This window comes from Paenibacillus turicensis, from assembly GCF_017873435.1.
In the GTDB taxonomy this organism is placed as follows: domain Bacteria; phylum Bacillota; class Bacilli; order Paenibacillales; family Paenibacillaceae; genus Fontibacillus; species Fontibacillus turicensis.
Genome location: NZ_JAGGKG010000003.1, coordinates 91,962 through 112,815, shown reverse-complemented (window position 1 = coordinate 112,815; position 20,854 = coordinate 91,962). Strand labels below are relative to the sequence as shown.

The window sequence follows — 20,854 nt, the reverse complement described above, 5'->3', positions numbered from 1 at the left end:
ATCTAACAACATATAGATAGTTAAACACTCCATACCACCAATATATAGTATTTGAAAAGAGGTAACGACAAAAATTCATCATTTCTTCAAATTTTCATTAACAACAGATGACAGTGTTTCAAATCACGTTTTTTGCAATTTTAATTATGCTATACTCACTACTATTGTAAGCAATTTTATAATGAGGTGATTGTTACGTTAGTTATTAAACGCGATGGATCCGAGGTAGCATTTGATCTGCAAAAAATAATTGATGCGATTTGTGCTGCCATGGAAGCCACAGAAAAAAAAGTAGATATGGCGATTGCGAAGCAAGTAGCCGTCCAAGTTACAAATGATATTTCCACCGCTGATAAAGTTGACATAGAACATATTCAAGATTTAGTTCAACATCATTTAATGAACAGTCCACGTCAAGATGTGGCAGAGGCTTACATCGGTTATCGTGAGATTCGTACTCTTAAACGTCGTGAGCGTAGCGACTTAGATAAAAAGGTACAAGGCTTGCTAGATCAAACCAATGAAGAGGTCTTAAAGGAAAACTCCAATAAAGATGGTGCAACAATTCCTACACAACGTGATTTATTGGCGGGAATTACAGCAAAAGATTTTGCTCAAACCTATATGATGCCTAAACGTGTTGTAGAAGCGCATAACCGTGGCAGCATTCATTTCCATGATCAAGACTACAGCCCTTATTTCCCGATTTACAACTGTATGCTGATCGACTTGAAGGAAATGCTAGAAAATGGATTTAAGCTTGGTAATGCACAAATTGAAACACCAAAATCTATTACAACCGCAACAGCAATTACAGCACAAATTATTGCACAGGTTGCAAGCCACATTTACGGTGGAAACACGATTAATGAAATTGATATTATTTTAGCGCCTTATGTCGCTCAATCGTTCCGTAAGCACTTTAAAACAGGTCTTGAGTGGTTGTATCCTGAATTAGAAGAATCAATTGCAAACGAAGATATTAATTATGAAAATGAAGCTTTACGACTTACATACCCAAAAGCCTTCGACTATGCAGTAAAGCTCACTGAAAAGGAAACCTTTGATGCGTTCCAATCTTTAGAATATGAGATTAATACGTTAGTAAGCGCAAATGGTCAAACTCCGTTTAGTACATTTGGTTTTGGACGTGGCCTTTCTTGGAGTGAACGCCAAATTCAAATCGCCATTTTGAAAAACCGCATTCGTGGCCTTGGTAAGGACGGGAAAACACCTGTATTTCCTAAGCTAATTTTTGCAATGGAGGAAGGCGTAAACCTTAGACCAGAGGATCCGAACTACGATATTAAGAAATTAGCATTAAAATGTAGCACACTACGGATGTACCCTGATATTATTTCAGTGCCTAAGGTTAAAGAAATTACCGGCTCATTCAAGTTCCCAATGGGTTGCCGTTCCTTCTTAGGCGTATATGAAGAAAACGGCGTTGAACTACACGATGGTAGATTTAATATGGGGGTGGTCACTGCCAACTTGCCTAGACTAGCCATTCAAGCCCAAGGCTCAGAGACTAAATTTTATGAATTGCTAGACGAGGTATTAGATATTTCTTATGAAGCTTTGATGTTTAGAATTGAACGTTTAAAGGGAGTTAAAGCAAAAGTAGCACCTATTTTATATATGGAGGGTGCAGCAGGAAGTCGTTTACATCCTGAGGATACGATTGATCACCTATTAGAAAATGGACGAGCTAGCATTTCACTTGGCTATATCGGTATTCACGAAACGATTCGTGCTTTGTATGGTAAGGCGATTTTTGAGGATGAGACTTTACGTGAAAAAGGTCTAAACATCGTCAAATATTTAAGTCAAAAAACAGAGCAGTGGAAAAAGGAAACAGGATACGGCTTTAGCCTATACTCCACTCCTGCTGAATCCCTATGTTACCGTTTTTGTGATTTAGATGAGAAGGAATATGGAGAAATTGAGGATGTAACCTCTAAAGGTTATTACACAAACTCCTTCCATTTAGATGTCAATCAAAAAGCAACACCATTTGAAAAAATTGAGTTTGAAAAGCAATACCCTGTGTATGCAAATGGTGGCTTTATTACGTATTGTGAATTTGATTCACTAGTTAAAAATCCTGAAGCACTTGAAGCTGTATGGGATTATGCTTATGAGCGTGTGCCTTACTTTGGTACAAATACACCCACAGATAAATGCTTAGAATGTGGATTTGAAGGTGAATTTGAAGCCACCAACCAAGGCTTTAAATGTCCAAACTGTAACAATAGCAATCCAAAAACATCATCCGTGATTCGCCGTTGCTGTGGTTATTTGTCAGAGCCAAGTCAACGTCCATTTAATGCAGGCAAGCAAAAAGAAGTATTGTCCCGCGTTAAGCATATGTAATGATGAACATCGCTGATTACAAACGGTTTGACGTCATTAATGGTCGTGGGTTAAGACATTCTTTGTTTACTTCTGGTTGCTTACACGCTTGCAGGGGTTGCTTTAATGCAGCCGCATGGAACTTTAATTACGGCACGGCTTATACGCAGGAGCTAGAAGATCAAATTATTGCAGACTTAAACATGAAGGATGTTCACATTGCAGGTTTGTCGATTTTAGGTGGAGAGCCGTTTGAGCACCCCCAAGAGCTGTTGCAGCTTGTGAAGCGAATTGAAGCGGAATGTCAAGATAAAAACATCTGGATTTGGTCGGGATATACGTTGGAAGAAATTTTGGCAGATGAGCCTAAACGATTACTGTTATCTCATTGTGATGTATTAATAGATGGAAAATTTGTTTTAGAGCAACGCAACTTAAAATTAAGCTGGCGAGGGTCAGAAAACCAACGTGTGTTGGATGTGGCGGCTAGTCTTAAGGCTGGACAAGGGGTTTGGCTAGAGGAATAAAAGAAAAGAGGATCTTCCATAAGTGAAATGTGATTGTAAGATGGACACGATGAAAAATGTGTCCTCTATCGGTCACAGTTCTAAGCTTCGGAGGAACCTCTTTTTCTAACCTCTATAATCTAGATGAAAGCTACCAGGGTACTGCTGTCATCTATTTTTGATACCAAACTTCATAAGCTTGAAGCAGTGATTCATCCTCTTTATTATCATTTTCTTGTAGTACGTCCACCGCAATTCCATAATCATCAATGACAAAATGATCCTCAGCCTTATTAGCAGGATGAACTGACAAAGTATAATCCTTTTCCTTAATATGAATAGGGATAGACCAGTTCCCTGATAATTCACTTACATCCCAACCCGGTGTTATTCGGTTAATGGCATAGTTCCCTTGGCTCTCATGCAATTGTCCCACAAAATATATTTGCTTATTGGCTGCTCGAATTAGAATTAAATTAATTCCATCTCTTAATTCAAGCTTTAATAGATCAGTAATGTTTAAACCCTCGTGTTTCACAAATTGCTCAATCGCTTGTTTCTTAGGTAGGTATGTAAAAGATTCTTTAGATATGTCCTCACTCTCACTGCAACCAACAAGTGTAAGTACAAAAAATAAAATAATGAGACTTACATATCGTTTTTTCATCGTAACACTTCCTTTCACGCTATTTTTATTTGTAACTTTCTTTTTTATAGTGTATAGTTTAAAATAACGATTATACAATTTAATCTAATTACCTACTGGAGGTATATATAATGAAAATTGAAATTTGGTCAGATTTCGTCTGTCCTTTCTGTTATATCGGAAAACGTAGATTTGAACAAGGCCTACAAAACTTTAAACATCATGATCAGGTAGAAATCGAGTTTAAAAGCTTTGAATTGATGCCTCATTTCGGCAAAGATCTTGGCAAGTCCATCCATCAAGTCATTTCAGATGAAAAAGGAATTCCTCTTGAGCAAGCAAAATCGATGCATGCCCAGCTAACCGCTCAAGCCAATGAGCTAGGACTTGATTATCAATTTGATACGATGATTCCTACTAATACGTTAAATGCACATCGCATGACCCATTTTGCCGCTCAATCGGGTAAAATGGTTGAAATGTCTGAACGTATTTTCAAAGCATATTTTGTAGAATCACAGCATATCGGTGATTTTGACACGTTAGCTACGCTTGCTGAGGAGATTGGACTTGATCGTGAACAAGCATTACAAATGTTAAATAGCGATCAATTCACAGCGGAAGTTAAAGCAGATGAGCAAGAAGCAGCAAATATCGGTGTACAAGGCGTACCTTTCTTTGTTATTAATCGTAAATATGCAGTGTCGGGCGCTCAACCCCCACACGTATTTACAGAAGTATTAAACCAAGTGTGGGATGAGACACATGCAGAGTCCCCGCTGATTATGAAATCAGATGACAGTAATACCTGTACAGATGAGTCTTGTGATATTTAAAAATGGCAGACCTTAAGTTAGACTTTTAAGTGAGATTGATTTATATAAAGAAGCTAACTCTTACATAAGAGTGCTCTTAGGAAAGTGAACTTCAATTATAAAATTGTTGTTCACTTTCTTTATATCCTGTTAATCTTTGTTATATTAATTAGTTAATTGCATACGTTTCTACATCTACTCAACCTACAGTTGAGTAGACATTCTCCTAACTTCATCTAACACACTCTATTGTTATGTAACTCTCCTTTGTATAATAAATTCAGAAGGCGCCTTCAAATTTGAAAGGAGGTCGTTTGCTGAAATTGTTGGCAAACTACAATCATGGATGAAAAACAATTCGCTCGACAGCTTGCATTACTTCGTAAGGAATCTAATTTGAAACAAGAGGATTTAGCAAAACAGCTTCATGTCTCTCCCCAAGCGATATCTAAATGGGAAAATGGACACTCTTTGCCCGAAACTGCTTTATTGCCTCACCTTGCTCGTATTTTTGATGTTAGTATAGATGATTTATTTAGGGACGGGAATCTCATCATTATTGAAGCCATATTTGGGGATGGACTAGAAGCAATACAGGTTACTAAACGCCTTAATCGTTTAATTGAAAACAATAAGTTAAGTGTGTTAGCTTCATCATCGATATTAGGTGTAACCCTTTCAGAAGAGCGCGTAGCCTATCTCACACTAAAATATCAATCTTCACATGGGATCTGCCACAAAGTATTTCTTGAAGGAGAAACTATAGTCCTTAATCAAAACGACATCCCCATTGAGCTTCCTGATAATAACAGTGCGTTATCCATCGTCGCTGGTCGATATGGCACCAAAAATTATAATTATGATGTTATGCCAAAAATGAAGCACTACAAAACATTTAACTGGAATGCGTATCCCGCAAACCATCAAACTTTCCCTAGCGATCCAGCTAACGATCAAATCGAATATTTAACTCTTATTTATGTTAATCATAGCGGGATTCATATGGCTACCTGTGCTGAAGGAGAAAGCTTAGAGTATGACCATACTAAAACTACATTTATTAGACGTTCCAAAAGCAAGGAATATTATATCCCTGACGTACCGGAATTACCGCCATTTGGGGCTGGCATGGACTGCTCGTGGGGAGCAGCATTAACATCTGCACTACAAGCCATGAAGGTAGAAACAACTTATGAGGAAGTGATGGGTGTTTCAGGGGCATGTTACCGCATTGCCTTTTGTTCACCTAACTGGGATTATAGCTCGGTAGACGGTTTAGTTGCTTATGACTATGCGACACCAGGGTTTGCTGCTTTTGGATATACGCCTGAACATTATGCACACATTGAGAAAGCTGACAGAGGTATACATCGGCAAAGGATAATAAAGGAAATCTCCTTTAACAAGCCTGTACTTGCCATTAATTTACGTGTTGCTCCCGAATGGGGCGTAATTTGCGGATATGGCAACGATGGTGAAGACTTATATTGTCGTACCAAATATGATCGCCAAACCATTGAAAATGATCCTGTGTTCACAAAAGGCTTTCCACCATTTGATCCTAGCAAAATTGGCAATCCGTATAGCTATCTGTATGTTGACAACTGGCCTTTCTTAATTATGTATTTTAACGAAAACGGAAAACAACCAACCCAAAAAGAAAACTTAATCAACTCGCTCAAAGTATTTACAGACAGCATGACAAAAGTAAGTAATAGCGGCTATTTTATTGGGTTTAAAGCTTACGAAGTATGGGCATCCGACCTTAGAGATGATGGGTTCTATGCAAACTGTGATGTTAAGCAACTAACACATCGCTTTTTAGTGAATCAATTTTGTATGTTATCCTTATTTGATGCACGTAGGTCTGCTAGCTCTTATCTAAATAGCTCACACCACCTATTCGAAAATGATCCGCACCTTCCACAAATTGCACAACATTTCGCAGAAATTCATAGGATTGCTGAGGACATCCATAAGGAGTTAGAGACTGGAGCGCCACTTAAAGATGATGAGTACAGAACATTTTGGACATCAGTCAAGCGACATGAACAGGCAGATGCCATAGACCAAATCGTCAAGCTTGAACGTGAAGCCCACCGATTAGCACTGGAGTTCATTTTACAAAACAATAAATAATCACCCTGTTATCTTCTCTCATTTCTTCAACTCTGCTAGCGCTAAATCTATAAACGCCTGTAGAGTTGGAGAAATCCATTTCTCTTCATGCCATAACAATTGAGTACAAAATCTAATTTCTGATATGTCCCACGGTAAAGAAACTAACTTTCCTTCTTGAAGCTCATGACGCACCGCCATTTCAGGTAACAATGAAATACCTAGCTGTGCCATGACACATTGCTTGATCGCCTCTATACTAGAAAATTCTAGCTCTGTTAAGCTGTCTGCTCCTTTTTTTAATAACGATTGGTAAAAATAAGTGCGGTAAGAGCAGCCCTTTTCCGTTAATAAAATATGCTCATTATGCAGGTCTGCAACATTTATGCTATTGTGTGAAGCTAACCGATGATCAGGGGAAGCCACCATGAGAAACGTCTCTTCCCTTACTTCTTCAACATGTAGATCACTTGAAACGATCGGTTCGTCTAACATAAAAACAAGATCTACAAGTCCATCCCGCACACTTTGTCTTAAATGCTGGCTAGGTAAAGGTCGGAACAACAGGCGGACATTGGGATAGTCTTCTCGAAAGCGGCGAAGCAACGTTGGTAGCAAATAAGTGCAAAGCGTTTCATCTGCCCCGATAGCCACCGTCCCCCGAAGCTCACCACTGTTACCAGAGACACATTTTGCTTCCTCTACATCATTTAAAATTTTATTTGCATATGGCAAAAATTGAGCTCCAGCTTCTGTTAAAGCCACACTTTTACCCAAACGATCAAATAGCTTCACACCTAACTCTTCTTCTAATGCTTTAATTTGCATTGTGACGGTAGAAGGGACATAGTTTAATAGTTGAGCTGTTTGACTAAAACTTCGTGTAGACGCAAGCGTCCAAAATGTTTTTAATTGACGAATCTCCAAAGCGATCCCCTCCTTTATTGTTGATTCCCTATGTATTGTTGAGAATATATAAGCTTAGTTTACTATCAATTCAAAAAAAATGAATATATCCTTCAAAAACGTTTCGTTGATTTGATCTTAAACTTAGATTACTGTAAAAGCAAGCGCTACTAAAAACAACGAACAGCTTATATCAATGTAAATAGTCAATTACAGGAGGACACAACATAATGGAGGATTATGAGATTTTCCCATTTGAAAACTTCATATTACAATCAGGACAAGCTTTTCCCCAAGCCTTTTTAGCGTACAAAACGTATGGAACTTTGAATCAGGAAAAAAATAATGTCATCGTTTATCCTACTTGGTTTGCAGGAACTCACAGTGATAACGAATGGCTAATTGGATTAGGAAAAGCACTTGATCCTAGCAAATATTTTATCATTATCCCTAATATGTTAGGTAACGGGTTATCTGCTTCACCAAGCAATATGCCTGCTCCTTTTAATAAAGCTAATTTTCCACACGTCTCTATTTACGATAATGTCGTAGCCCAACATCAGCTAGTGACACAAAAGTTTGGAATAAAGAAGATTAAGCTAGTTGTCGGTTGGTCATTAGGTGCACTACAAACCTTTCAATGGGGAACAAGTTATCCCGACATGGTTGAGCGAATTGCCCCGTTTGGTGGCACAGCCAAAGCAAGACCACATGCACAGCTTGTATTTCAATCGCTTATTACAGCATTACAAGCAGATGCGGCATGGAACAATGGTTTTTATGAAACGCCACCGACGTTAGGACTTGCTGCGATGGGACGTAGCTATGCGCCTTGGGGGTTTTCACAGGCTTATTATTTAGAGGAGTTATACAAAATCGGAGGATACCCTACATTACAGTCATATTTAGAGGATTATTGGGACAAGGTGTTTCTATCGTTTGATGCTAATGATTTAATTACGATGCTACGTACAGGTATATATGGAGATATTAGCGATAACCCGCAGGATAAAGACGATTTCATAAAAGCTTTAAATAAAATCAAGATGCCCGCCCTTGTTATGCCTGGCTCCTCCGACTTATTTTTCCCAGCAGAGGATAATGCCTTTGAGGTGCAACATATGCCAAATGCAGTTTATCAGCCTATTGAGTCCAAGTGGGGACATTGCTTTGGTATCGGCGAAAATGAGCAGGATTCCATCGTCATTGATGATTATTTAAAGGAATTTTTAAGGCTCTAGTTCGAAATTAGTCCTTAAAATCAGGCTCAACATAGTAATCAGCGCTTGACAATATTATGCGAGAAGAGGCTACGGTGCAGAGAGTGGCTTCAACCGCTGTTAAGCTCCCATTTCTTTTATAACGTGTATGAGTTTAGTTAGAAATGTGACCTTAAAGGCGGCCGCTTTCGCTTTTCCACCATCTCCCTGCCCCTCCGCTATGTTTGCTTATTGTCAAGTACGGATTTTAAGAGACAACCTTCAGAATCGCTCTGTCTCTTCGCTAGTTTGGGTTAGCGGTCTAGAACCAATTTCAAGATTGAGCCTTTCTAATATTAATATTTTTGACCATAACAATATACACAACATGAACAACATAAACAAGAGGCTTCAATGTGTATGAAAACAAGAAAAAGCCTCCTGCCCATATAATTATGGTGTAGGAGGCTGTACTTATGAAGCTTTACTAACGAATGGACTCTGCCAGACGAATTAGGTCTGCTTTAGTTATATCTTTACTCGAAAGACTATACAAAGCAGTTTTTGTTTCCCAGTTGAGTTTATGTTCATCCATTAATATAGCTGTAACGCCATTAATCGTTAATTGTTCCAATTTTCCATCTGTACTTGTTTCATAAGCAGTTTCTTCATCTGGAAACCGTTGTTGCATATAGATAGTTCCCTTTGTTACTTTATTAGCAAAATAAAGACTAACATACTTACCACTTATTTGTCCTTCAGCATCCTTGTATAATTTTGCTTGCTCAAAAGTGTATCCCTCTGGCAAATATGTGGGAAGTAAAACATCAAAATCAGTATATTTAGCTAAATCAGAAAAGTTATTAAGGCTAAGAGTATCATCATCTGTATCTTTTTCTCCAGCTTTCATCATTTTGATTTTATCGTTTTCTTGCTCTACTTGAGACAATGAAGGTAAAGAAGTTGGCGTTTCCATTTGAGATACCTGAATATGCCCTAAATTAAAGGAAGCTAATACTTTATCTACTATATTTTGTGCAAATGAAGGTGCCGCAATGGTAATGCTAAGTAAGCCCATAAAAAGTGCTGCACTAAGTACAATAGCCGGCGTTTTAAATCTATTTTTATTTTTCATACCATTTTCCTCCTGATTATTGGTCATTTTTTGTACTTTTAATAAAACTTTATTACAGTCTGAGGTGGTACTAAAATCCTTATTATGAAGTGCTGTGGCTAGCTCCAACAATTGCTGGGTTTCCAGTGTATTTTCTAAATTTCTGTTTAGGCTACTAAGTGGTTTCCCCTGCTCCATCGCTTCTAAATCCTGCAGAAACTGAACATATCTCTCCTTATCACTCATAAATGTTCCACACTCCCAAGTTCATTTTTCAGTTTTTTCATCGCTCTGTAAAGAATGACTCCTATATTACTCTCAGAAAGCCCAGTAATTTCTGCAACCTCAGTATTACGTAAACAAGCACCAAATTTTAGTGCGATTAAATTTCGTTCTCGCTCATTCAGCTTATTAAGTGCCGTAATCAGTTTGTCACTTCGCTCTTCATCTAAAAACAGCATTTCTGGATCTTTTCTACTTGATACAAACTGTTGCACAACATCAAGTGAAAACCATTGTCGTTTTTTTTGTTTTCTGTGGTAATCATTTACGACATTTCGTGCTATTGCAAACATCCACACCTCAAATGGTGCTTTTTGCTTTGAATAGGTACTTAGTTTATTTAGTATTTTTTCAAATACAAGACTTGTTAAATCCTCTGCGGTGTGTATGCCACTGACACGATAACTAACGTAGTTGAAAATCCGTTTATAATAAGCTTCATAAATATCAGTAAATTGTAATGGTATATCTAATTCTTCTTTTATCTCCTCCAGCTTGAAAGGAAACACGGTTACATGCTCTGACATTACTGTAGACTCTCCTTTCGCCAAGATATCACTCGGCCAAGCAATTCAAAAGTTAATACGTATGTATTTCAATTCCATTACAAAAACCAATCCAATAAATCTTTAAATAACTTTAAAAAGGGCTCAATCTAAAACAACAATCTTCAAATCGCTCTGGATCGTAGCTATCAGACTCCTAGCGTTGTCATGGACTAATTTATAAATAGAGCCTTAAAAAAAATAAAAACAGAAGCAATATCCTTTGTGGAAATTACTTCTGCATATACTTTACGTTTTATATATTAAGACCAATGCTTATCAATAAATTCATCACGCCCAGATTGACGGCGATCTTCTTTGTATTCCTTCGGATTTTTTTTATGAAAATCCTGATGGTATTCCTCCGCTTCATAAAAGACAGCCGCAGGTAATATTTCTGTCACGACAGGCCCCGGAAATCTTTGACTTGCAGCTACCTCTTCCTTTGAAGCAAGTGCCGCTTGCTTTTGTGCTTCTGTATGATAAAAAATCGCCGTACGATATTGCGGCCCTCGATCTTGAAATTGTCCACCTTCATCTGTAGGATCAATCTGTGGCCAATATAACTCTAGCAAACGTTCATATGAAAAAAGGGAAGGATCATAAGTAATTTGCACCACTTCATAGTGTCCTGTCGTGCCTGTTTTTACTTCCTTGTAAGTTGGGTTTTCAACATGCCCACCACTATATCCAGATACAATGCTATGAATCCCTGGTAGCTCCTCAAATGGGGTTACCATACACCAGAAGCATCCCCCAGCAAATGTTGCCTTTTCCAGCATAAATCTCATCCCTCCATTCTTATTTTTACGAATACACTTGACGTTACATGTATCTGCTTTTCACACTTAAATTTCGCTCTTACTACGTACTTCAAAGATTGCAAACTTTAAATAATGCCCTTCAGGAACTCCTAAAATTTGCGGGTGATCTTTGCCCGCAGCCTTCCATTCGATCAGCCTTAGCACCTTACCAGCGTCCTCCGCTGCTTCCTTAATCGCTTGCAGGAACAACTCTGGCTGCATGTGGTAGGAGCAGCTTGCAGTTACAAGATAACCACCTTCATTTACGAGCTTCATCCCATGTAAGTTAATATCCTTATAACCACGCATCGCGCCTTTGACAGCACCTTTTGTTTTTGCAAAGGCTGGTGGATCAAGAATGACAACATCCCATGTCCGTCCACCATTAGCTGTCATAGGTACGGAGGTATCCGCTTTGGAGATCCCTGCGGCACGAGCCTTACGCTCCTGAAGACCCTTCACCTGACTACGCAAATATTCAAAGGCATCAGCAACGATAAACTCCACACGATCACCAAAGCCATTTAGCTCCACATTTGTTTTTGCACTTTCAATGGCATGCTCAGAAATATCGAGACAAGATACCTTCTTGGCCCCATACTTACAAGCATGTAAAGTAAAGCTACCCGTATGTGAAAAGCACTCTAATACCGTTGCCCCATCCCAATAAGGGAAAGTAACCTCTTTACCCTTGTTGTTCACAGGGACGTGACGTACATTGCCAGCTTCATCTGTCATTGGCGCGATCGCAATCCCACTTCGTTCTCCCCAGCCTAACATCAGTGGTTCAATCGATGCACGATTTTCACGTTGATCAAAGAAATAACCTGTTTTTTGTCCTTGCTCAATATCAACAGAAACCTTTAACCCATTTTCCTCAATGACCACATGGTGAGTACGCTCTCCATACAAAGGCCCTTGCACTTCCTCTAGCCCTTCCATCGCCCGAATGGAAACATCACTGCGTTCATATATATGAACAGGCTTTAATACTTGTACTAATGCTTCCACGATTTGAGCACGACATTGATCCATGCCTAATGTTAGCAACTGTACAACTACGGTGTCATTAAATCGGTCAACAATCAAACCGGGTAAAAAGTCCGCTTCGCCATACACAAAGCGATACGCAGTTTCTTTAACAAAACGTTTACGATGCTGCAAACAGGCAGTAAAGCGCTCCACAAAAAAGGCAGTGTCCATCACTTCAAGCGGTGTAAAGGAAACAAGACGAACTGTAATTTGTGATGCAGGATTATAATAACCTACACCTAAAAAACGACGACGATGGTCTTGAATTTCCACAAGACTACCTGCTGCTGGTTCACCTTCTACTGCATCGATTTCATTGTTAAATACCCAAGGATGAGCTTGCTCTAGTCTCTTTTTGCGATTTTTATTTAAAAGTATAGCTGGCACGTTTAGTCACACACTCCTACATATTTTTTTGCTACATATATTTTCTAATCCACTGACATACATATAACTTGTACACCATTCCAAGGGGGAGGGCGAGTTAATGGTTTCTGACATCATTTTACCAGTGACAATGGGACTTGCCCTCTTTCTTTTTGGCATGAAGGTGATGGAGGTTTCATTACAAGCATGGGCGGGACCCCGTTTAATAAAAATCCTTGAGGTTTCCACCCATACCCCTTGGAGGGGATTATGCTTTAGCACACTCATTACAGCGATTTTGCAAAGCAGTACGGCGACCACGGTCATGACCATTGGCTTAGTCAACGCAGGCATCATGAGTTATGCTCAAACTTTAGGTATTATTTTAGGCGGAAATATTGGTACATGCTTAACTACTGAGCTGATTGCCCTCAATCTAGCTAGTATGGGACCCACACTTTTTTATCTTTGTATGCTTGTATGGGTTGTTCTTGTGCTTCTGGATACATACATGCCAACGTTTACAAAGAGTTATGCTTGGCTTCGTTCACTGCAATTGGGCTGCCTTGCTCTAGCTGGCTTCAGCCTCATTATGATCGCCATCCAATGGATGCAATCCGTTGCGCCTGCTCTTGAAGCAAGAGGCACGATTGCATGGCTAACTGCTCATGCGGCAGACAACATTTTATGGGGCGTGCTTGCAGGCATTGTCATTACCGCCTTAATTCACAGCAGTGCAGCTACAATTGCAATTACGATGGGGCTTGTAGGAACGGGACTTCTTCCTATGAGCCTTGGCATCGCAATGGTGCTTGGCTCCAATGTTGGTACATGCATCACTGCGCTCATCGCTTCCATCGGGGGGACAAGATCGGGTTCCTTTGTCGCTTGGTCACATGTCATTTTAAATGTTGCAGGGGCAATTTTATTTCTACCACTTATTCCTGCACTAAACTATATTGCTGTATGGCTCTCTTCCGATCCATCCAGTCAAATTGCCCATATTCAAACGATTTTTAATGTGGTTTGCTCACTCATAGCCTTGCCAATCTGTTATTTACCTCTATGGTCACGCCTCGATGCCAAGCAGGTGTAACGCCTTTTGTAAAATAAAATCATTATTATCGTATCCAGCAGTCTGTTGCTTTTCCCAAGCCTCTAATGGAGCGTACCACTCCACATCACGAATTTCCTCAACCTGTGGACGAAGCTCCCCACCTTCACTTTTTACTAAATAATAATGAACCTCTTTGTCTACGGTGCCATAGGTTGGATGTTGATATTGATAAGCGATAATATCGATTGGCTGCATAATGACACCCACGATGCCTGTTTCCTCTACAATTTCACGCAAAGCCGTTTCTTCTACACTTTCCCCTGGCTCTTGCTTGCCCTTTGCAAACGACATTTTGCCATAACGATCTTTAATTAATTGGATTTGGAGTTGGTCTCCGTTATAGCGGTATACAACACCACCCGCTGAAATTTCTTTATGATTCATATCCTTCATCTCCTTATAATTAACAACAAGGATTTCAGGTCACTAAGCCAACAGCTACGACTTTATACGCAACTCTATTGACAAAGGACGAAATCCTTGGTTAAAGAAACTAATTTCAAACGATATAGATTATTAATTATATGACAGCCTGTGTACGTTCTTCACTCACAGCTAGCAGTTCACCTTCACATGTATTAATTCCTGCTTTGGTTAATTTAACACGACATAACTTGCCTGTCACATCTTGTGAGCAAGGGAAGCGAACCTGTAAATAGTTATCGCTAAAGCCCATTACATAACCATCTCCTGCAACCCCTTTATCATCACGTTCCGGGATCACTAACAATTCTTGTCCTTCAAAGCCTTTGGCATACTCAAGCTGCATTTTCTCTGATAACTCGATCAATTCGTGCACTCTTGCGTGCTTAACCTCTTCGTCCACTTGATTATCCATCTTCGCCGCAGGAGTACCTGTACGTTGAGAATAAGGGAATACGTGCATTTCTGAGAAGCCAATCGCCTTCATCGCTTCATAACCTTCACGGAACATCTCTTCCGTTTCACCAGGGAAACCAACGATAACATCCGTAGTAATCGCCACCTCTGGCATAAACTCGCGAATCATTTTAATTTTTTCAGCATATTCCTCAATCGTATATTTACGACGCATGCGCTTCAACACTTCATTACTCCCCGCCTGCAATGGGATGTGGAAGTGCCGACACATTTTAGATGAGTTTTTAAGGACATTCAGCATTTTTTCATCAATTTGACTTGCTTCGATTGAGCTAATGCGAATACGACCTAAGCCTTCTACCTTATCTAAGTCTACTAGTAAATCAGACAAGCTATAGTCTTCTAAATCATCGCCATAACCACCAGTATGAATCCCAGTTAACACAATCTCCTTATACCCTGAGGCAACAAGTTGCTTCGCTTGCGCTACAACACTTTGCGGATCACGGCTTCGAGAAAGACCACGAGACCAAGGGATGATACAAAATGTACAAAAGTTGTTACAGCCCTCTTGAATTTTTAAAAATGCACGTGTATGTCCTGTAAAATTAGGCACGTCCAATTCCTCAAACTCTCTTGTTTTCATAATATTCCGAACCGCATTAATAGGTTGGCGTTCACGCTGAATTTGCTGCACATAATCCATGAGCTTATCCCGATCCTGCGTTCCTACGACAAGATCCACGCCAGGAATATCTAAAATTTCAGCAGGTGATGTTTGTGCATAACAACCTGTGACAGCAACAATCGCATCCGGATTTTTACGCACGGCACGACGAATAATTTGTCTACTCTTTTTGTCCCCTGTGTTTGTAACGGTACATGTATTGATTAAATACACATCCGCCGTTTGCTCAAAATCAACCTGCTCATACCCATCATTTTTAAATAACTGCCAAATCGCTTCCGTATCATAAAAGTTAACTTTACAACCTAATGTATAAAATGCAACTGACGGCATAGCTTCAGACTCCTCCCATTTCTCCAGATTCATACATAATACAAGTTAAAGCTGCCATTGCAGCTGTTTCTGTTCTTAAAATTCTTCTTCCTAAGCCAATAGATATTGCTCCTGCTGCCTCAGCCGCGAGCACCTCTGCTTCGCTGAAGCCACCTTCTGGGCCTACGACAATTGCCACACGATATTGTTGATCAGGTAACATACTATTCACAAATGGAGCAACAATATCCCTAAGCTGCTGCCCATCTTCCTTCTCATAACAAAAACATACTAAATCAAAGTCAGCTAACGAAGCTAATAGTTGCTTCCATGATACAGGGGACAATACCTGTGGAACAACATCACGGTGTGCTTGCTCCGCCGCTTCCTTGGCAATTTTACGCCAGCGCTCTGTACGCTTTGCTTCTTTTTTCTGATCGTATTGAACAACGGTTCTCTCTGATAAAAAAGGAAGAAAAGTAGCCGCGCCAATTTCAGTACATTTCTGAATGACAATCTCCATTTTATCGCCTTTCGGCAAGCTTTGAGCAATGGTTACTTGTAGCTCAGGTTCCGCTTTCGAGGTGAGCCACTCTATAATTCGTGACTGCACCTCCTGTTGCTCCAGCATCACAATTTCAGTAATAGCTACTTTAGAGACGCCATCACTAACAATAATTTTATCACCAATTTGTGAGCGCATGACACGAGCAATATGCTTAACATCCTCACCCGTTATACTCACGATTTCCTCACCAAATTGCTCTGGTTGTACAAAATAACGTTGCAACTGTCATCCATCCTTATCTCATTAAATCATCCTAAACTTCTTAATCATCATAATAAGCAAACAAAAACGCTAAAATAATGAAAATAAGTTAAAAGCTAAATTAACAAACCCGGAATACAACGTAATTGCAAAGTTGCGTAACGGACTAATCGTATACATTTGAATCTGAGGAACGATTAATATTAATAGAAAAATAAACATTGCCCAGTTTTCAATTCTTTTTAAGGAAGCTAATGCTGAACGTGGAACAAGCTCCTCTAAAATACGATAACCATCAAGTGGTGGTAATGGGATAAGGTTAAATACAAATAAAAAGTAGTTCATAAAATTAAAATAGTAGAAAAACAATATTAATGACGAGCTTAATGTATCTCCACTTACATTAGAAATAACGCCAAAATGATTTAAACCGATATAAATAAAAGTACCAACAATCCCAAGCAGGAGGTTACTTATCGGACCCGCTGCAGTTACAATTAAGCTCATAACACGTGGATTGCTGAAATTTTCTCTATTTACGGGAACAGGACGAGCCCAGCCAAAACCAGCAAATACTAATAAAAAGGCACCAAAAAAATCAATATGTGATGCTGGATTTAAAGTGACTCTCCCCAAAAGCTTTGCAGTTGGGTCACCAAACTTATTGGCAAAATAAGCATGAGAAAATTCATGTACAGAAAATGCAATTAAAATTGCGATTAAAAAAAACGGCATATGTGCTACAGGATAATACAAAAGACGATCTAAAAACTCCATACGCTAGTTACCTCTTCCTCGCTACAAAAGCGACCCAATCCTCATCACGATTAATTTCAACAATTTCAAAACCTACATCTGTTAAGCCTGCTTCAACAACCTCAACCTTGTTTTTGTAAATCCCTGATGCAATAAAATACCCACCTGGCTGTAACGCCTCATATACATCGCCATGGAACATTAAAATAATTTCAGCCAAAATGTTAGCGACAACTACACGTACAGGCAACTGTACGCCTAATGAAGAAGACATCTCTTCTCCCTTAATTACAGACAATAAATCACTTTCAATAACAGTGATCTCATCTTCTAAATTGTTTAGCTTTACATTTTCAGTCGCGCTAGATACCGCTACAGGATCCAAATCAAGGGCAAGCACACGTGATGCTCCTAACTGACAAGCTCCAATGGCCAAAATACCTGAACCTGTACCAACATCAATGACCTCGTCACCCTCTTGAATAACACTTTCTAATGTTCGCAAGCATAGTGAAGTCGTTGGGTGTGTTCCTGTCCCAAATGCCATCCCAGGATCAAGCTCAATAATTTTTTCCTCTGGGCTCTCAGGTGTATACTCCTCCCACGTCGGCTTAATCGTAAGCCTCTCAGATACACGAAGTGGCTTGAAATATTGCTTCCAATTGTTCGCCCAATCATCCTCATGCACAGGCTTGGAAGTTATGGTTGCTTTACCAGCATCGATATTGTAATCCTTCAGTTCTGCAATACGTTCCGTAATCACCTGGATCACTTCTTCGATATTTATACCTTCTCGAAAGTATCCACTAATTTTTGCTTCACCTTCTGGAATATCGTTAGGCGGAATTTCAAACCATTGTCCAAGCGAGGTATCTCTTGGTTTGCTATTATCTACGTGCTCATCAATCGTAACCCCACCAGCACCCGATTCATGTAAAAAGTTCGATATCATCTCAACTGCTTCTTCAGTTGTATGTATAGTAATCTCAGTCCAAATCATTAAAATTCCGCCTCCATTATATGTTTGCATGACTACTATTGTACTATAGAATACATGCAGTGACAAAAAAACAACTAGCATTTTGAGAAAATAAGAGGATCTCTACCCCATAGTCTAAAAAGGTAAAAACCCTCCTTGAGGATTTTATATTTTCCCGCCAGCTTCTTCGATAATACGTAAGGCTTGGTGGTGGTAAGCATCGTCAACAATGACAGTGAGTAATATATCGTATCCCGTAGGGCCACCGGCTCCACCATGACTCATCCCACTAGAGGATGGATCAGCAGCAGATAATACACCTTGGCTAGCGATCCCAAAAAAACCTGAATAGGACGCATATCCTAATCCTCTCATTGTATCCGATATAACATTACTATAATCGTAGCTGTTGCCACCATACCTGCTAAAGCGATCGATGGATAACGATTGTACTCGAATACTTTCGAGCTTGCGAGCAGCATTTTCAGCTTCCTCTGGACTTCTAAAATAAGCTAAAATATTTTTTTCTGCCATGTCATTTTCTTCCCTTTCATTTAGATAATAAGAAGGTTCCTACACAGAAAACAGTCGCTCCAGCGGTGTGAACCCCTCTAAAGGAATAGAATGCCAATAAACAGCCAAAAATATTAGGGCGGTTTCAAACTCACCCTAGTTCTTATATTGATGAATCCAATTTTCTTGCCCAGGTACAACACGGAATTGATCTAAAGGTCTGCCACCTGTTCCATAAGAAATTTCACTTTCTAAAACACCAATCTCAAGCATAAAGGATAAATATTTACGGACAGATACACGGGAAATCCCACTGCTAGCTGAAATATCATCGGTTGAAAAAAGCGCATGGCGGTATTGCTTAATGACTTCCCATAGTATATTTAAGGTTCCTAACGTAAGCCCCTTAGGCAACTCATGAACCGTCGTTTGCATGTTGTGGGAACGTTTAATGAGATGGTCTACATCTTCTTGGCCCACATGCTCCATCCCAATCATCTTATCAAATCTATCTCTATAATTTTCTAAAGCCTCTTTAAACCTAGAAAAATGAAACGGCTTAATCAAATAATCAACAGCACCATACTGCAATGCCTTCTTTATACTTTCAGGATCTCTAGCTGCGGAAATGATAATGACATCTACATTTTCAGCATTACTTCGCAATAAACGTAGTAGATCAAACCCTCCCTTTTTACGCATATATAAGTCAAGTAAAATAAGCTGTGGTTTAACCTCCTGAATCATTACGATCGCCTCATCCACTGAGGTAACCATCGAAACGCATTGATAACCTTCAATTTGCTCTAAATAATGCTGATTAAATTGAGCCACCATCGGATCGTCTTCAACAATCATTACCTTAATCATAAAATAGGTTCCTTTTAAGCATCACTAAATATGACCCCATTCCTCGGTTTTCTACTTTAGGGAAACCACCCTTACTAGACAATTTTTGTTATGTCTCTATATTGCATTATATAGTATAACAGGTCGACATCGAAAGATGTCGACCTGTTAATAAGGTTAAGACCTATATTATATAAATTAGCAAAGTTTAATCTCCTAGAAACGCACGCTTCATACGGTCAAAAAATGATTGCTCATGCTCATGCGTTTGCTCTCCATCCAATGCAGCAAATTGACGCATTAATTCCTTTTGCTCATCACTTAGCTTGCTAGGTGTAACCACCACAACTTTAATGTGTTGATCACCTTGACCGATACCACGTAAACGAGGAACGCCTTTACCTTTTAGACGGAAGTAGGTTCCTGTCTGTGTGCCTGCAGGTACTTTAAGCTTAACCTTCTCTGTAAGTGTTGGAATTTCGATTTCGTCTCCAAGTGCAGCTTGAGCAAAGGTAAGTGGAACCTCACAATAAATATCATCACCTTCACGCTCGAAGAAGTCATGACTCTTCACGCGAATAATAATGTATAAATCACCTGCTGGGCCGCCACGTAATCCGCCTTCACCTTCACCTGTCATGCGAAGTTGTGCTCCATCATCTACACCCGCAGGGATACGCACATGAATTTTACGTTGCTTACGAACTTTACCGCTACCTTGACACGTCGTACATTTTTCCTTAATGATTTGACCGCGGCCTCCACAATTGCTACAGCTGCGACGGTTCACCATACGACCAAATGGTGTGTTTTGTACAACCTCTTCTTGACCAGAACCATGACATACGCCACAAGTCTGTGGTTTCGTGCCTGGCTTCGCTCCAGTACCCGAACATGTGTCACAATTTTCTGTTCTTGGAATCGTAATGTCTGTTTCTTTACCAAAAACCGCTTCCTTAAACTCCACGGTCATCGTATATTGCAGATCATTTCCACGTTGTGGTGCATTTGGGTCACGTCTACCCCCGCCACCACCAAAGAACATATCAAAGATATCGCCGAAGCCACCAAAGTCTCCACCTGAGAAGCCACCGCCCATTCCTTGATTTGGATCGATATGACCATATTGATCATATCTTGCACGTTGGCCTGAATCACTTAGCACATCATAGGCTTCTTTTACTTCTTTAAACTTAGTTTCCGCATCATCAGCCTTATTCACGTCAGGGTGATATTGGCGTGCAAGCTTGCGGTACGCTTTTTTAATATCATCATCAGAAGCGTCTTTACTAAGTCCTAACACCTCATAGTAATCACGTTTATCAGCCATTCTTCCACCCCCAT

20 protein-coding genes are annotated in these 20,854 nt (G+C 39.6%); 6 read left to right on the top strand and 14 right to left on the bottom strand.

Going from position 1 to position 20,854, the window contains the following annotated elements; genetic code table 11:
• Positions 1-186 precede the first annotated feature (186 nt).
• Together nrdD and nrdG are read left to right on the top strand one after the other, a co-directional pair.
• Positions 187-2,376, top strand: a complete 2,190-nt coding sequence (nrdD, locus tag J2Z32_RS04550) for an anaerobic ribonucleoside-triphosphate reductase (RefSeq protein ID WP_210087991.1) — start codon at positions 187-189, stop codon at positions 2,374-2,376.
• Positions 2,376-2,882: an anaerobic ribonucleoside-triphosphate reductase activating protein gene (nrdG, locus tag J2Z32_RS04545; protein ID WP_210087990.1), complete on the top strand. Its 507-nt coding sequence runs from the start codon at positions 2,376-2,378 to the stop codon at positions 2,880-2,882. The genes nrdD and nrdG overlap by 1 nt, the downstream gene beginning before the upstream one ends.
• A 151-nt stretch (positions 2,883-3,033) precedes the next feature.
• Here the strand turns inward: nrdG and J2Z32_RS04540 are convergent, their stop codons facing one another.
• The gene (locus J2Z32_RS04540) at positions 3,034-3,528 is read right to left on the bottom strand and encodes a hypothetical protein (RefSeq protein WP_210087989.1); all 495 of its coding nucleotides are present in this window, start codon (positions 3,526-3,528) and stop codon (positions 3,034-3,036) included.
• A gap of 110 nt (positions 3,529-3,638) precedes the next feature.
• Here J2Z32_RS04540 and J2Z32_RS04535 point away from each other — a divergent pair, with 110 nt between their 5' ends.
• On the top strand, positions 3,639-4,343 hold the full coding sequence (locus tag J2Z32_RS04535; RefSeq protein WP_210087988.1) for a DsbA family oxidoreductase: 705 nt from the start codon (positions 3,639-3,641) through the stop codon (positions 4,341-4,343).
• A gap of 321 nt (positions 4,344-4,664) precedes the next feature.
• Positions 4,665-6,461 carry a helix-turn-helix transcriptional regulator gene (locus J2Z32_RS04530; protein WP_210087987.1) on the top strand — a complete coding sequence of 599 codons (1,797 nt, stop codon included), beginning with the start codon at positions 4,665-4,667 and terminating at the stop codon, positions 6,459-6,461.
• An 18-nt stretch (positions 6,462-6,479) separates the two neighbouring features.
• On the opposite strand, the gene J2Z32_RS04525 is transcribed toward J2Z32_RS04530, so the two are convergent.
• On the bottom strand, positions 6,480-7,367 hold the full coding sequence (locus J2Z32_RS04525; RefSeq protein ID WP_210087986.1) for a LysR family transcriptional regulator: 888 nt from the start codon (positions 7,365-7,367) through the stop codon (positions 6,480-6,482).
• A gap of 209 nt (positions 7,368-7,576) precedes the next feature.
• Here J2Z32_RS04525 and J2Z32_RS04520 point away from each other — a divergent pair, with 209 nt between their 5' ends.
• Positions 7,577-8,587: an alpha/beta fold hydrolase gene (locus J2Z32_RS04520; protein WP_210087985.1), complete on the top strand. Its 1,011-nt coding sequence runs from the start codon at positions 7,577-7,579 to the stop codon at positions 8,585-8,587.
• A gap of 445 nt (positions 8,588-9,032) precedes the next feature.
• On the opposite strand, the gene J2Z32_RS04515 is transcribed toward J2Z32_RS04520, so the two are convergent.
• The 4 genes from J2Z32_RS04515 to J2Z32_RS04500 form a co-directional block, all read right to left on the bottom strand.
• Positions 9,033-9,905: a DUF4367 domain-containing protein gene (locus tag J2Z32_RS04515; RefSeq protein WP_210087984.1), complete on the bottom strand. Its 873-nt coding sequence runs from the start codon at positions 9,903-9,905 to the stop codon at positions 9,033-9,035.
• Positions 9,902-10,468, bottom strand: a complete 567-nt coding sequence (locus J2Z32_RS04510; protein ID WP_210087983.1) for a sigma-70 family RNA polymerase sigma factor — start codon at positions 10,466-10,468, stop codon at positions 9,902-9,904. Before J2Z32_RS04510 ends, J2Z32_RS04515 begins: the two co-directional genes overlap by 4 nt.
• Positions 10,469-10,749: 281 nt before the next feature.
• On the bottom strand, positions 10,750-11,265 hold the full coding sequence (msrA, locus tag J2Z32_RS04505; protein WP_210088180.1) for a peptide-methionine (S)-S-oxide reductase MsrA: 516 nt from the start codon (positions 11,263-11,265) through the stop codon (positions 10,750-10,752).
• Between the two features lie 69 nt (positions 11,266-11,334).
• Complete coding sequence (locus J2Z32_RS04500; protein WP_210087982.1) at positions 11,335-12,708, bottom strand: class I SAM-dependent rRNA methyltransferase; 1,374 nt, start codon at positions 12,706-12,708, stop codon at positions 11,335-11,337.
• A 100-nt stretch (positions 12,709-12,808) separates the two neighbouring features.
• On the opposite strand from J2Z32_RS04500, the gene J2Z32_RS04495 reads away from it, so the two are divergent.
• Complete coding sequence (locus tag J2Z32_RS04495) at positions 12,809-13,783, top strand: Na/Pi cotransporter family protein (protein ID WP_210087981.1); 975 nt, start codon at positions 12,809-12,811, stop codon at positions 13,781-13,783.
• Here the strand turns inward: J2Z32_RS04495 and J2Z32_RS04490 are convergent.
• The 8 genes from J2Z32_RS04490 to dnaJ all read right to left on the bottom strand — a co-directional run bounded on the left by J2Z32_RS04490 (position 13,757) and on the right by dnaJ (position 20,840).
• Positions 13,757-14,188 (bottom strand): NUDIX hydrolase, encoded by a 432-nt coding sequence (locus J2Z32_RS04490; RefSeq protein ID WP_210087980.1) that lies wholly within the window; start codon positions 14,186-14,188, stop codon positions 13,757-13,759. The genes J2Z32_RS04495 and J2Z32_RS04490 overlap by 27 nt on opposite strands.
• A gap of 136 nt (positions 14,189-14,324) precedes the next feature.
• Positions 14,325-15,665: a tRNA (N(6)-L-threonylcarbamoyladenosine(37)-C(2))-methylthiotransferase MtaB gene (gene mtaB, locus J2Z32_RS04485; protein WP_210087979.1), complete on the bottom strand. Its 1,341-nt coding sequence runs from the start codon at positions 15,663-15,665 to the stop codon at positions 14,325-14,327.
• 4 nt (positions 15,666-15,669) lie between these two features.
• The gene (locus tag J2Z32_RS04480) at positions 15,670-16,434 is read right to left on the bottom strand and encodes an RsmE family RNA methyltransferase (RefSeq protein WP_210087978.1); all 765 of its coding nucleotides are present in this window, start codon (positions 16,432-16,434) and stop codon (positions 15,670-15,672) included.
• Between the two features lie 69 nt (positions 16,435-16,503).
• On the bottom strand, positions 16,504-17,190 hold the full coding sequence (locus J2Z32_RS04475; protein WP_210087977.1) for a site-2 protease family protein: 687 nt from the start codon (positions 17,188-17,190) through the stop codon (positions 16,504-16,506).
• 7 nt (positions 17,191-17,197) lie between these two features.
• The gene (prmA, locus tag J2Z32_RS04470; RefSeq protein ID WP_210088179.1) at positions 17,198-18,169 is read right to left on the bottom strand and encodes a 50S ribosomal protein L11 methyltransferase; all 972 of its coding nucleotides are present in this window, start codon (positions 18,167-18,169) and stop codon (positions 17,198-17,200) included.
• Positions 18,170-18,313: 144 nt separating this feature from the next.
• The gene (locus J2Z32_RS04465; RefSeq protein ID WP_210087976.1) at positions 18,314-18,682 is read right to left on the bottom strand and encodes a hypothetical protein; all 369 of its coding nucleotides are present in this window, start codon (positions 18,680-18,682) and stop codon (positions 18,314-18,316) included.
• A 135-nt stretch (positions 18,683-18,817) separates the two neighbouring features.
• The gene (locus tag J2Z32_RS04460; RefSeq protein WP_210087975.1) at positions 18,818-19,531 is read right to left on the bottom strand and encodes a response regulator; all 714 of its coding nucleotides are present in this window, start codon (positions 19,529-19,531) and stop codon (positions 18,818-18,820) included.
• A gap of 187 nt (positions 19,532-19,718) precedes the next feature.
• Positions 19,719-20,840, bottom strand: coding sequence for a molecular chaperone DnaJ (dnaJ, locus tag J2Z32_RS04455; protein ID WP_210087974.1), 1,122 nt, complete (start codon positions 20,838-20,840; stop codon positions 19,719-19,721).
• Positions 20,841-20,854 lie beyond the last annotated feature (14 nt).